Here is a 13,420-nt window from a genome sequence, read left to right on the forward strand (position 1 = left end):
CATTGGTTATTTTTGATTAGAAAATAATTTATGAAAGTTGAAAATATTCTTTTTTTATTAGTAATCTATAAGACATTTTGTTTTTTTTGGCGTGTTGGTATGTCGCTGGCGATTTTTGGGATAAAATTCAGTGGAGCCTATGCAGCGAATGATAAAGATAAGTGCGAAATGAGGTTGTTTTGTGCTCTAATAGATATCTGCGACGGATGAATAATGTCTCGCAAGGTAACGTAATGAAATGTAATTAAGAGCTTTCTTCTGTGAACACTTGAGTATATTGAGTCAAAATCACGGGAAGTCAGTGCAGAATTTGGGTGATATGGAGCGACCATGTCCGGTAAAGATTTAGAACCAATCGGTAGACGTAAAAAACCGTCAACCAAAAAGAAACAGCTAAATTCACGTCGCCGCCGTGACGACTATGATTATGATGAAAAGTTATTTGATGACGATGATATTGATGAGCAAGACCTCGATGATGAAGAGGGCGAGCTAATGGCTAAGAAAAAAAATAACGGTAATAAAAACCGCCGACCAAAGAGTAAATGGCGTTGGTTTTGGTTGCTCGTTAAAATTTTTATTGTCCTTGCCGTGTTACTTGGCGCTTATGCATTTTACCTAAACCAGCAAATCAAGGAACGCCTTGATGGCAAAGTTTGGGATTTACCTGCTGCTGTATATGGCCGAATGGTTAACCTTGAACCAGGCATGGATTATAGCCAAGCTGAAATGGTGCGTTTACTTGAAGGTATGCAATACCGTAAGGTCACCAAAATCACCAATTCAGGTGAATTTTCAGTAAAAGGCAATACGATTGAAATTCTGCGTCGCCCATTTAATTTCCCTGATCAAAAAGAAGGTCAGATATTGGCACGTATGGTATTTGATCAAGGGATGCTGAAGAAGATCGAAAATATGGAAAATGGCCGTTCATTTGGTTTTTTCCGTTTAGATCCGAAGCTCATCACGATGATGCAATCGGCTAATAATGAGCAGCGCTTAGTTTTACCTTTGTCTGATTTTCCTGAGTCTTTGGTGAAAATTCTACTTGAGACTGAAGATCGTTACTTCTATGAACACGATGGGGTAAGCCTTTACTCAATCGGTCGAGCAGTAGTCGCGAACTTAGTGGCAGGTAAATCTGTGCAAGGGGGCAGTACTTTGACGCAACAGTTGGTAAAAAATCTATTTTTAACCAATGAGCGAACCTTTAAGCGCAAAGCTAACGAAGCCATTATGGCTGTGTTGTTGGATTACAACTATAGCAAAGACCGTATTCTCGAATTGTACCTGAATGAAGTTTTCTTAGGGCAAAACGGTAATGATGAAATTCGTGGTTTCCCATTAGCAAGTCTGTATTATTTTGGACGCCCAATTAATGAGTTAAGTTTAGACCAGCAAGCTCTACTTGTTGGCATGGTGCAGGGCGCGTCAACTTATAACCCTTGGACGAAACCGGAAAACGCGACAAAACGCCGTAACATTGTGTTGAAAATATTGGAAACTCGCCATGTTATCGACAATGAAATGTATCAAGTTCTTAGCGCACGTCCTTTAGGTGTGAAACCAAGGGAAGGTTTGGTCGCTTCTCAGCCTGCTTTTATGCAAATGGTTCGTCAGGAACTGAATGAAAAATTAGGTGATAAAGTTAAAGAGCTGTCAGGCGCTAAAATCTTTACCACGCTAGATCCTGTCGCGCAAACAGCAGCAGAAAATGCAGTTGAAGCCGGGGTGGCTCAGTTACGTAAAGATCGTAAGCTAAATGATATTGAAGGTGCGATGGTTGTGGTTGACCGCATTAACGGTGAAGTCCGAGCGATGGTAGGCGGTTCACAGCCGCAATACTCTGGTTTTAACCGTGCACTGAATGCTCGCCGTAACATCGGGTCATTAGCGAAACCGCCCGTTTATTTAGCCGCATTGAATGAGCCTGACCGTTTTCGTTTAAATACTTGGCTGAAAGATGAACCTTTATCGGTGAAAGTCGGTAACCAGACGTGGAAACCGAGAAACTATAGCCGTAATTTCACTGGTGGAATGATGTTGGTTGATGCACTCGCAAAATCACAAAATATTCCAACCGTCAATTTAGGGTTAGAAGTCGGCCTTGATCAGATCGTGAATATTTTTGTTCGTTTAGGTGCTCCAGCCGCGGCGATAGAAAAAGTCCCCGCGATGCTACTTGGTGCTGTAAACCTAACGCCAGCTGAAGTGGCTCAAATATATCAAACGATCGGTGGTAATGGTAACCGCGCTAAATTGTCTGCGCTGCGCTCTGTTATTGATGGTGATGGAACTGAAATTTATCAAAGTTACCCATCTGCGGAACGTGCAATACCTTCACAAGCGGCTTATCTCACCCTATACGGTATGCAACAAGTGGTTCAACAAGGCACAGGGCGCGTCTTACTCTCCAAGTTTGGCAAATACAACCTAGCTGGGAAAACAGGTACCACAAACGATTTACGTGATAGCTGGTACGCTGGAATTGACGGTAAAGAAGTCGCGATAGTTTGGATTGGTCGAGATAACAATGAACCAACACAATTAACAGGTTCAACTGGTGCTTTGAGGGTCTATCAACGTTATTTAGATAACCAAGCCCCACTGGCTCTGTTTAATCGTCCTCCTGAAGGGATCGTTGATATGAAAGTCATGCCAGATGGCCAATTTAACTGTTCAGAGTTTGGTGGTGGCCGTGTTCTACCGATCTGGACAGATAATCCTGATGCTTTATGTCAGTCGTCTTCGCATCAAGAACCTGTGTGGGATTTGAATAATCATGCCGAGCCAGCACAAGATGATGCGCCTGACTGGGTAAAAGAGATGTTTGGAAATAATTGATTGAATCTCTTGCGCTATCAAGAATCAAAAATGCCCCTGTTAAGGGGCATTTGAGGTTGTTGACAAAGCGGGATAAAAGCGTGGTTTTTCCCGCTTTGTGTTATCAGCCGAAAATCAATAAATTGATTTTCCTCGTTTATTTTCAAAACCTATTCGACTTGCCGCCAAATATAATAGGTTTGTCCGCAGTCTGAAATGCCCCTGTTAAGGGGCATTTTTATTTGCTGCAAGAAAATTAAGCAGCAGCCATTTTAGCAAAGGCAGCTTCTGCGGCTTCGATTGTTTTTTCAATGTCTTCATCGCTATGCGCAATTGACATAAATCCGGCTTCGAATGCAGAAGGGGCTAAATAAATTCCCTGTTCTAACATGAGGTGGAAGAAGGTTTTAAAGCGTTCAACATCACACTTCATGACGTCTTGGTAGCAAGTGACGGTTTTAGCGTCAGTGAAGAAAATACCAAACATACCACCTACATGGTTGATGACCAGTGGGATACCTTGCTCTTTCGATACGCGCTCTAAACCACGAGCTAATTTTTCGGTAAGCTCGGTGAGTCGAGCGTGAACCCCAGGCTGAGAGACTTCATTGAGGCAAGCTAATCCAGCCGCCATCGCTACAGGGTTACCCGACAGTGTACCTGCTTGATATACAGGGCCAATAGGGGCTAGCTTCTCCATAACTTCATAGCGGCCACCAAATGCGCCTACAGGCATACCACCGCCAATAATTTTACCTAAGCACGTCAGGTCTGGCTGTACATTGTAGTAGTCTTGTGCGCCGCCCAAAGCAACACGGAAGCCAGTCATCACTTCATCAATAATCAGTAATGCATTAAATTCATCGCACAATGCACGTAGACCAGGTAAAAACTCAGCCGTTGGCGGCACACAGTTCATGTTGCCAGCAACGGGTTCCACGATCACACAAGCAATTTCTTCTGGGTAATTTTCAAAAGCTTGGCGGACAGATGCAAGGTCATTATAGGTACATGTTAGTGTATGTTTAACGAAATCCTCGGGCACCCCCGGAGAATTGGGTTCACCCATGGTTAATGCACCTGATCCGGCTTTGACGAGCAGACAGTCAGCGTGACCATGATAACAGCCTTCAAATTTAATAATTTTATCTCGGCCGGTGTAGCCACGCGCAAGTCGAATAGCGCTCATTGTCGCTTCAGTTCCTGAGTTCACCATACGGATCATATCGATAGAAGGCACTAACTCACAAACTAATTTAGCCATTTCAACTTCAGCAGCCGTTGGGGCGCCAAAGCTTAAGCCTTTGTTGACCGCTTTGATTACGGCATCGCGGACAGAAGGATGATTATGGCCGAGCACCATTGGGCCCCATGAGCCGACATAGTCGACATAAGCTTTACCATCAACATCAAAAATATAAGCGCCGTCAGCACGTTCAATGAACAGAGGTGTACCGCCAACGCCGTTAAAAGCACGGACAGGTGAGTTGACGCCGCCAGGGATAAGCTGTTGCGCTTCATTATATAGGTTTAAAGATTGGCTCATGCAGGGCTCCTGAATAGGGACTGATAAATAAGCTGAATAAAATAGTGGCTCTATTCTAAAGCACTGAACCAATTAAACCAAATCCATTGATTGCTATGCACAATGTGTTGAATTATGTCACAGGGCTTGAATCAATGACTAAGCTGGCGGATAATTAGCTCATTGATCTGAGTAGGCTATCTGCTTACACTGAATTACCGCTTGATCGGTCTGGAGTACAAAATGAGTGATGATGCAGCTCTGCCATTGCAGTTTACTGATGCGGCAGCAATTAAAGTAAAAGACTTAGTTTCTGATGAAGACAACCCAAACCTGCGTCTACGTGTTTACATTACCGGTGGTGGTTGTAGTGGTTTCCAGTATGGCTTTACTTTTGACGACCAAATAAATGATGGCGATATGACGATCGAAAAACAAGGTGTTGCCTTAGTTGTTGATCCAATGAGCCTACAGTATTTAGTTGGTGGAAGCGTTGATTATACTGAAGGCCTAGAAGGTTCTCGTTTTATTGTCACCAACCCAAATGCCAAATCGACATGTGGTTGTGGTTCTTCATTCAGCGTTTAAAACCTACCTGTTGAGAGGGGAATCCCCCTCTCACTCATTTATTGTCTGGATATAGTTGTTCACACAAAGATTGCGCCGCGAATAATGCACGTGGTCCAGCGCGATGAAACCAATCTTCATTTAAACGGATAATAGGGATAGGCAGTTGTGTCTGCCAAAATTGCTGTACTGCGTTTTCTTGTGTTGGATCCCCACTCATCACGATCACTTCAGGTTTTCTAGCAAGAACTTGCTCTCGACTCACTTGAGGCCATGGTACTGCACTATTTTTAAAGATATTGTCACCGCCACACAGGGAAACGATATCGTTTTGAATCGTGTTATTACCTGTGCTAAATAGAGGTTGGGTACCGAGTTGAATAAATACCGACTTTTTAGGCTGTGCTTGTTGTGCATAGCGTTGTTGTAATTGGTGGAGTTGTTCACGCATGCCAGCAACAGATTGTTCTGCAATCTGAGGTTTTGGACTGTAATTCGCTAGTTGTTCTACAGCAGAAATGACGGACTCAATATTATTTGGATCAAAATAGATAATTGGAATCCCTAAAGCGGCGAGCTGGTCTAGTGGACGCTGAGGGTTACCTCCTCGCCACGCCAAGATCAAATCAGGTTTTAATGCAATGATTCGTTCGACATTGATGCCCTGCCAATCAGACACTTGTTCTAATTGTTTAGCCTCAGCCGGATAGTCAGAATAGGCACTGACAGCAATTAAACTTTCTCCTAAGCCAGCCGCATAAGCTAACTCAGTATTCGCCGGTGAAAGACTGATCACACGATGTTTTGTCTCTGCAATGACTGATGAGTTAAAAAATAAGAGTAGCAATAAGGCCAGTATCGCTCTGAATGCATTGAAGGGCCATTTCATGGGATGATTGCCTTTAAAAGTAACAAAAAAGCATAAATATTAATCATTTATGCTTTTTTATATTGAAAAAGATTAAGCTAATTCAGCTAAAATAGCCGCTATCATCAATGATGATTGACGTGCTGCAACAGGTAAAAACTCCTCAAAGCTGGTGTGCGATTCTTTATCTGCTACATCTGAAATGGCTCGTACAACGACAAACGGCACCCCAAATTGGTGGCAAACTTGGCCGATAGCGGTTGCTTCCATCTCAACTGCGGCAACATGTGGGAAATGCTGTTTAATGCGCGCTAAAGGCTCTGAGCCATTAATAAAGGCATCACCACTGCACACAAGGCCGCGTACCGCGTTCATATTTAGCTGCTGAATACATTTTTCGGCAAGGCTAATCAAGTTTGCATCTGCAATAAAGGCGGGTGGGCATTGTGCCATTTGACCATATTCATAGCCAAAAGCAGTGACATCTGCATCGTGATAGCGAACTTCGGTTGAAACCACGATATCACCGACATTAAGTTTGGCATCTAAACCGCCAGCAGACCCCGTGTTAATCACAATATCCGGTTGGCAATGTTCGAGGAGTAAAGTTGTACCGATTGCTGCTGCAACTTTACCTATACCTGATTTTAGTAGTGCAACATCAACGCCATTAATTTTTCCTGTATAAATTTCGCAGCTAGCGCGGCTAATTGTTTGGCAGTTTTCAATTTGTTCACGCAGGATGGCAACTTCCTGCTCCATTGCACCTATGATACCGACTTTCATTATGTCATACTCGCTGTTGATTAATTAGACACTTAAGGTTGAGATGGCTAAAGTGTAGCATTGAACGGCCTATTTTCTCTGCCTTTTATTTTAGTCTGTACAGAAAGGATGAGGAGTTGGCGTGAGCGCAATTAATTTTCTGACTAAACTGAATTATCAACGGAACTATAATAGTTCGAAAAGCCCTAAAATCTCAGCTCACAATGAAGATGCGGTCAATCGTCAATTTGAGAGCGATAGAGGGCGTATCATCAATTCAGCAGCAATTCGTCGTTTACAGCAAAAAACGCAAGTTTTTCCATTAGAACAAAATGCCGCTGTACGTAGCCGTTTGACTCATTCATTAGAAGTACAGCAAGTTGGGCGTTATATCAGCAAAACCGTTTTACATGAACTAAAAAAGAAAAATTTGTTAGAGAAATATGGTTTAGAGGAACGTTGTGATGCTTTTGAAAGCCTCGTGGAAATGTCATGTTTGATGCATGATATTGGTAATCCGCCTTTTGGGCACTTTGGTGAAGCGGCAATCCAAAGTTGGTTTAGCCAGCTTCTTGCTCCTCAATATCAATTCACTCCTGAATCTCCAGATCCTTGCAGGATTGCGGCAATGCGTTTGACAGGGGATGAGCGACTCGACCTATTCCGTCGGCAATTAAAACAGGATTTGTGCTCTTTCGAAGGGAATGCACAAGGAATACGCATGGTTCATCGCTTGCTGAAATTGAACCTGACTTATGCTCAGGTTGGGGCAATTCTGAAGTATACCCGTGGTGCTTATGATCTCGAGCCTATTCCTGAACAGTTTGATTATTTAATGAAAAAGCCCGGTTATTACTGGTCTGAGTTACATTTTATTAATGAACTAAGCCAAAAGCTTGATATGGAGAAATATTGCCGTTTTCCTCTTTCTTATATCATGGAAGCCGCTGATGATATCTCTTACTGTATTGCTGATTTAGATGATGCGGCGGAAAAAGGTATTTTTACCGTTGAGCAATTAATTGATTATTTACAAGCAGAGTGGGGAACGGTCAAAAAAGGTGACTTATTTGATGAAACAATCATGAGTGCCTTTAATAATATCAGTGATAATCATACGAGACGTATTCAGCAAGACCAATTCTTTATGTATTTGCGCGTCAATATTACTAGCAAACTGGCTCGTTACAGTGCTCAGCGTTTTATTCAAAACCTCCCTGAAATCTATGCAGGACGTTTTAATAGTGCGTTACTCGAAGATAAAAGCCCAGAACATCGGCTACTAAAGGTTTTGAAAACGGTGGCATTCAAGCATGTTTTCAGCCATCACGAGGTGGAAGAGCTTGAGCTGCAAGGTTATCGTATTATCGGCGGGCTGCTAGATTTTTACCGTCCATTATTGATGCTAGATAGAAACGATTTCGCCTCATTAGTTGAAAATAACTACCATAAACAATTTTTTATCGAGACGCGTTTATTTCATAAGCTCTCTAATAAACATCGATTGTCATACAGCGAAGCGATTGAAGGCATCTGCGCAACCAATGAAGTAGAAAGATCGATCCTTGAATTTTACTACCGAGCGCGGTTAATTCAGGATTATATCAGTGGAATGACTGATCATTATGCCTATGAAGAGTACCGTAAAAGTACGGTGTCTAATTGAATGTTTATTTATGCGCCATAAGCGGATTTTCGACGGAAAATGCAGCGATTTATTTAGAAATAAGTTGATAAAAAAGAACAAAATAATAAAAAAATATACGTTAAGTGAAAAAGTGATAACTCATCTTGGCAAAAAAACTGCTATTATAGGCGCGCTTTTTACTTCACATCTAACATGCGAGTAAATAGCGCTTTTTTGAAACAGAGAAAGCAAACAAAATTATCTTCTAAAACTTAACGCCTCGTAGTGACGAATTATGGCCCAATTTTACTCGCCAAACCGCCGTACCACCCAACGCCGTCAAATAACGGTTACAATTGATAGTTTAGATGCTTCAGGCCAAGGCGTTGCGCGCTCTGATGGCAAAGCTATTTTTGTTGCGGGGGTGCTACCTGGGGAACAGGCTCAGGTCGAACTGGTTGAGGAAAAAAGTCGCTTTGCAAAGGGCAAAGTCATTAAACGATTCAATACCAGTCCACAACGCGTTAAGCCGCAATGCCGTTATTTCAATCAATGTGGTGGCTGCCAGCAGCAACATGTTGATATTTCATTACAAAGAGAAAGCAAAGCACAAGCATTGCAACACTTGATCGCGCGTGAAACAGGCGTGATAAAAGAAGCGAAGCCGATTATTTTTGGTGAGCCTTATGGTTATCGTCGTCGGGCGCGTCTAGGGCTGCAATACCATAACAAAAGTCAGCATCTTTTGATGGGATTCCGTCAAACTCAATCGAATACACTGGTGGACATCAAACAGTGTCCAGTGTTACATCATGATCTTGATAAGCTGCTCCAACCGTTATCTGACTGTTTAAATCAGTTAAAAGTAGCTCCAAAACTTGGCCATGTTGAACTGATCCGTGCGGATAATAGCCTGATCGTGTTACTTCGCCATCTTGCCCCCTTAGCATCTTCAGATAAACAACAGCTTAAGCATTTTGAAAGCGTGTATGGGGTCTCTGTTTGGTTAGCAGGGGAGGATCATCACTTACAGCCACTGAGTGAAACCGCCGTTTTACCTGAATATCAAGTGGCTGGAGAAACCTTGCAGTTTAGTCCATTAAACTTTATACAAGTTAATGGTGAAATTAACCAAAAAATGGTTACCCAAGCTCTTGAATGGCTTGAGCTGAGCCCTCATGATCGTGTTTTAGACTTATTTTGCGGTATGGGAAATTTTACCTTACCAATAGCGAGGCAGGTAAAATCAGTCATTGGGGTTGAAGGTGTCGAAAATTTAGTCAAACAAGCTCAGAATAATGCTGAGCGCAATTTAATTGCTAATGCGACCTTCTATAATGAAAACTTAGAGGCGCAAATCCATACACAACCATGGGCAACTGAAGGGTTTAATAAAGTGCTTTTAGACCCTGCTCGAGCAGGGGCCGCTGGTGTAATGGAACATTTAGTTAAACTGATGCCCGAAAAAATTGTCTATGTTTCTTGTAACCCCACCACTTTGGCGCGGGATAGCAAAGTTTTGCTTGAGGCTGGATATCAGTTAATACAATTGCGGATGTTGGATATGTTTCCACATACCAGCCATCTGGAATCAATGGCGCTATTTATCAATAGCCCAGAGGGTTAACAGGTAGGGAGAATATATGGTTGCTGTAAGAAGTGCACATCTTACCCCAGCAGGTGAGTTTGCCCCTGAAAAATGGGTAAGCGGACTGGGGCTAAATAATCCACAATCAGAACAAAAGCTCATCCATACCTGGCAGTATTGTCATGATAAATTAGCAGGGCAAGAAATAGCCGCTTTATTGCTATGGCGTGGGATTGAAATGACGGAAATTCTGTCAACGCTGAGCATGGATATTGGCAGTCTACAAGCGGCATTACTATTCCCATTAGTTGAAGAGAATCAGCTAGATGAACAAGCTGTCATCGATGATTTCGGTAAATCGATTTATGAGCTTGTTAAAGGCGTCTTGGAAATGGATGCGATCCGTCAATTAAAAGCAACTCAATCAGCGGAAACGAGCTCTGTTCAAGTCGATAACGTTCGTCGTATGCTTTTATCGATGGTGGAAGATTTTCGCTGCGTTGTCATCAAACTTGCAGAAAGGATTGCACATTTACGAGAAGTTAAAGATGCAACCGAAGATGAGCGCGTACTGGCAGCAAAAGAGTGTTCAAATATTTATGCGCCATTAGCCAATCGCTTAGGAATTGGTCAGTTAAAATGGGAATTAGAAGACTTCTGTTTTCGTTATCTGCACCCAGAAGAATACAAAAAAATTGCGAATCTATTGCATGAACGCCGTATCGACCGCGAAGACTACATTGATAATTTTGTGAGTGTTTTGCGTAAAAAAATGCTGAAAGAAAATATTCAAGCAGAAATTTATGGGCGTCCTAAGCATATTTACAGCATTTGGCGCAAAATGAAGAAAAAATCGCTGGCATTTGATGAATTGTTCGATGTCAGAGCTGTACGTATTGTGGTGGAACGTCTTCAGGATTGCTATGCGGCATTAGGAATTGTTCATACCCATTTCCGTCATCTACCTGATGAATTTGATGATTATGTTGCCAACCCCAAACCAAATGGTTACCAATCCATTCATACAGTGGTGTTAGGGCCGAATGGAAAAACGCTGGAAATACAAATCCGGACTCGACAAATGCATGAAGATGCAGAGTTGGGGGTAGCCGCACACTGGAAATATAAAGAGGGTGCGACTGGTATAGGCAAAGGTAGCAGTTATGAAAACCGTATTGCGTGGTTACGTAAACTGATCGCATGGCAAGAAGAAATGGCTGATTCAGGTGAAATGCTTGATGAAGTGCGTAGCCAAGTCTTTGATGACCGTGTCTATGTGTTTACGCCTAAAGGTGATGTGGTTGATTTGCCTGCCGGCTCAACACCGCTTGATTTTGCCTACCATATTCATAGTGATGTTGGACACCGCTGTATTGGCGCTAAAATTGGTGGCCGTATTGTGCCGTTTAGCTATCAATTACAGATGGGCGATCAAATTGAAATTATTACCCAAAAACATCCAAACCCAAGTCGTGATTGGCTGAATCCTAACTTAGGTTATGTCACAACGAGTCGTGGTCGCGCCAAAATTCATAATTGGTTCCGTAAGCAAGATCGTGACAAAAATATCCTAGCGGGACGTCAAATTCTTGATAACGAATTGGCGCATCTTGATATCAGTATCAAAGAAGCCGAAAAATTGCTGATTACGCGCTATAACGTTCATTCCCTTGATGAAGTCCTTGCCGGTATTGGTGGCGGTGATATTCGTATCAACCAGTTAGTCAACTTCTTACAAAGTAAATTTAAGAAGACCACAGCCGAAGAAGCTGATCGTGAAGCACTAAAAACACTGGAAAGTAAAACGGCAGCACCACGTCCAACATCTCAAACTAACAGTAGTGGACGAGTTGTGGTCGAAGGGGTTGGTAACCTTATGCACCATATTGCGCGTTGCTGCCAGCCAATTCCCGGTGATGATATTGTCGGCTTTATCACTAAGGGAAGAGGGATCTCAATCCATAGTGTTGATTGTGAACAGCTTGCTGAGTTACAGAGTCATGCACCAGAACGTTTAGTTGACGCGGTCTGGGGAGAAAACTACTCCAGTGGCTATTCGCTAGTCGTACGTGTTGTCGCTAACGATAGAAGTGGATTATTGCGTGATATCACTACCATTTTAGCGAATGAAAAAGTGAATGTACTCGGCGTGAGCAGCCGTAGTGATGTTAAGCAGCAGTTAGCCACGATTGATATGACGATTGAGATATACAATCTGCAAGTCTTAGCGAGAGTGTTAGCGAAACTCAATCAACTACCAGATGTGATTGAAGCCAAACGCCATTCACAATAATAGGTTTTAGTGAATAACCCAAGATCCCATGTTATCCTTTGATTCATGGGATTTTTTATATTTAAAGGTCAAAAAATATGAGTTCAAGCACACCACAAATTGAACGTTTACTGGATATCATGGCAAAACTGCGTGATCCGCAAACAGGTTGTCCATGGGACACTCAGCAAACGTTTAAAACCATCGCACCGTATACGCTAGAAGAGACATATGAGGTGATTGATGCCATTGAACGCGAAGATTTTAACGACTTAAAAGGGGAATTAGGTGATCTGCTCTTTCAAGTGGTGTTTTATGCACAGATGGCTAAAGAGCAATCACGATTTGATTTTGATGATATTTGCCAAGCAGTTAGTGATAAGCTAGAACGGCGCCATCCACATATTTTTGACGCCGAAAACCACCCTGATAGTGATGCTGCACTGGCTGGATGGGAAAAACGTAAGTCTGCTGAACGCGCACAAAAGGCGCAATTTTCGGTACTTGATGATATTCCAAGCGCATTACCTGCATTAATGAAAGCGTATAAAATACAAAAACGTTGCGCGTCGGTCGGTTTTGATTGGGATACACTCGGTCCTGTGGTCGATAAAGTGCGTGAAGAGTTGGATGAAGTGATGGAAGAGGCTACTCAAGTGGTTGTTGATGAACAGCGCCTAGAAGAAGAAATTGGCGATTTACTGTTTGCTACTGTGAATTTATCTCGCCACCTAGGCCATAAGCCCGAAATGGCGCTAAACAAGGCCTGCCAGAAATTTGAAAAGCGTTTTCGCCAAATTGAGTCACGCCTTGCACTAGAAGGTAAAACCACAGAAACCGCAACGCTTGAGGAGATGGAACAGCATTGGCAGCAAATTAAGCTCGCGGAATAACTGTTGTTTGTAATTTCATACCAACAAAATATTCAGTGGGCATATCTTCTTTGTGATGCAAAGCGATAAGTGATTATCAGGGTTTTCGTAAAAGTATAACGAGTTTGACTGACTTAGCTGTCGTAGAAAATGAACGTAAAATAACGGAGGCGATTGCCTCACTGCAAATTACTCGTGTTTTTGTCGCTCATCGCCCAGAAAGGATAAAATCGGCAGATAAGGTTTTTAATCTGCAATTAAATCGCTGGGTGTCACCGTATGATTGATTATCTTGTTGGGAAAATCACCACTGCGGTAAAGCACACCGCTGTTAACCTATAATGTGTGCTTAATACATGTCAGATTGCCGCTCTTTTATCCGCATCATACAAAAAATTTCACCTAATTTAATAAAACCATCTTAGTTCTCGCTAGTTTTGCTGAAAGGATTTAGCTTTTGCGAAAAATATGCTAGCCTTAGAAGATGTTTCTATGGGGAGACATGGAATTGAA

At 42.4% G+C, this 13,420-nt stretch carries 10 protein-coding genes; 7 read left to right on the top strand and 3 right to left on the bottom strand.

Annotated elements, in window-relative coordinates; all coding sequences use genetic code 11:
- The first annotated feature begins 330 nt into the window (after positions 1 to 330).
- On the top strand, positions 331 to 2,844 hold the full coding sequence (mrcB, locus tag O7C57_RS05700; protein ID WP_154623410.1) for a bifunctional glycosyl transferase/transpeptidase: 2,514 nt from the start codon (positions 331 to 333) through the stop codon (positions 2,842 to 2,844).
- Between the two features lie 235 nt (positions 2,845 to 3,079).
- Here the strand turns inward: mrcB and hemL are convergent, their stop codons facing one another.
- On the bottom strand, positions 3,080 to 4,369 hold the full coding sequence (gene hemL, locus O7C57_RS05705; protein ID WP_154623409.1) for a glutamate-1-semialdehyde 2,1-aminomutase: 1,290 nt from the start codon (positions 4,367 to 4,369) through the stop codon (positions 3,080 to 3,082).
- A 222-nt stretch (positions 4,370 to 4,591) separates the two neighbouring features.
- On the opposite strand from hemL, the gene erpA reads away from it, so the two are divergent.
- Entirely contained in the window at positions 4,592 to 4,936 is a 345-nt protein-coding gene (gene erpA / locus O7C57_RS05710) for an iron-sulfur cluster insertion protein ErpA (protein ID WP_154623408.1), read from the top strand.
- Positions 4,937 to 4,970: 34 nt separating this feature from the next.
- Here erpA and btuF read toward each other — a convergent pair whose 3' ends face one another.
- Both btuF and mtnN read right to left on the bottom strand, forming a co-directional pair.
- A complete protein-coding gene (btuF, locus tag O7C57_RS05715; RefSeq protein WP_154623407.1) occupies positions 4,971 to 5,804 on the bottom strand; it encodes a vitamin B12 ABC transporter substrate-binding protein BtuF in 834 nt (277 codons plus the stop codon).
- Positions 5,805 to 5,876: 72 nt separating this feature from the next.
- On the bottom strand, positions 5,877 to 6,569 hold the full coding sequence (gene mtnN / locus O7C57_RS05720; RefSeq protein ID WP_154623406.1) for a 5'-methylthioadenosine/S-adenosylhomocysteine nucleosidase: 693 nt from the start codon (positions 6,567 to 6,569) through the stop codon (positions 5,877 to 5,879).
- Between the two features lie 121 nt (positions 6,570 to 6,690).
- Between mtnN and dgt the strand changes: the two genes are divergently transcribed.
- The 5 genes from dgt to O7C57_RS05745 all read left to right on the top strand — a co-directional run bounded on the left by dgt (position 6,691) and on the right by O7C57_RS05745 (position 13,194).
- Positions 6,691 to 8,214: a dGTPase gene (gene dgt / locus O7C57_RS05725; RefSeq protein ID WP_163860832.1), complete on the top strand. Its 1,524-nt coding sequence runs from the start codon at positions 6,691 to 6,693 to the stop codon at positions 8,212 to 8,214.
- Positions 8,215 to 8,470: 256 nt separating this feature from the next.
- A complete protein-coding gene (rlmD, locus tag O7C57_RS05730; RefSeq protein ID WP_269723758.1) occupies positions 8,471 to 9,802 on the top strand; it encodes a 23S rRNA (uracil(1939)-C(5))-methyltransferase RlmD in 1,332 nt (443 codons plus the stop codon).
- A 16-nt stretch (positions 9,803 to 9,818) separates the two neighbouring features.
- Positions 9,819 to 12,056 carry a GTP diphosphokinase gene (gene relA, locus O7C57_RS05735; protein ID WP_154623404.1) on the top strand — a complete coding sequence of 746 codons (2,238 nt, stop codon included), beginning with the start codon at positions 9,819 to 9,821 and terminating at the stop codon, positions 12,054 to 12,056.
- Between the two features lie 77 nt (positions 12,057 to 12,133).
- A complete protein-coding gene (gene mazG, locus O7C57_RS05740; RefSeq protein ID WP_154623403.1) occupies positions 12,134 to 12,928 on the top strand; it encodes a nucleoside triphosphate pyrophosphohydrolase in 795 nt (264 codons plus the stop codon).
- A 104-nt stretch (positions 12,929 to 13,032) separates the two neighbouring features.
- Entirely contained in the window at positions 13,033 to 13,194 is a 162-nt protein-coding gene (locus O7C57_RS05745; protein ID WP_154623402.1) for a secretion ATPase, read from the top strand.
- Positions 13,195 to 13,420: the final 226 nt, after the last annotated feature.

Origin of the sequence: Providencia sp. 21OH12SH02B-Prov, from assembly GCF_027362595.1 — a bacterium.
In the GTDB taxonomy this organism is placed as follows: Bacteria; Pseudomonadota; Gammaproteobacteria; order Enterobacterales; family Enterobacteriaceae; genus Providencia; species Providencia zhejiangensis.

Bases quoted from the DNA above. Each gene is read 5' to 3' on its own strand.
- mrcB (WP_154623410.1), top strand. From the start codon at position 331: ATGTCCGGTAAAGATTTAGAACCAATCGGTAGACGTAAAAAACCGTCA.
- hemL (WP_154623409.1), bottom strand. From the start codon at position 4,369: ATGAGCCAATCTTTAAACCTATATAATGAAGCGCAACAGCTTATCCCT.
- erpA (WP_154623408.1), top strand. From the start codon at position 4,592: ATGAGTGATGATGCAGCTCTGCCATTGCAGTTTACTGATGCGGCAGCA.
- btuF (WP_154623407.1), bottom strand. From the start codon at position 5,804: ATGAAATGGCCCTTCAATGCATTCAGAGCGATACTGGCCTTATTGCTA.
- mtnN (WP_154623406.1), bottom strand. From the start codon at position 6,569: ATGAAAGTCGGTATCATAGGTGCAATGGAGCAGGAAGTTGCCATCCTG.
- rlmD (WP_269723758.1), top strand. From the start codon at position 8,471: ATGGCCCAATTTTACTCGCCAAACCGCCGTACCACCCAACGCCGTCAA.
- relA (WP_154623404.1), top strand. From the start codon at position 9,819: ATGGTTGCTGTAAGAAGTGCACATCTTACCCCAGCAGGTGAGTTTGCC.
- mazG (WP_154623403.1), top strand. From the start codon at position 12,134: ATGAGTTCAAGCACACCACAAATTGAACGTTTACTGGATATCATGGCA.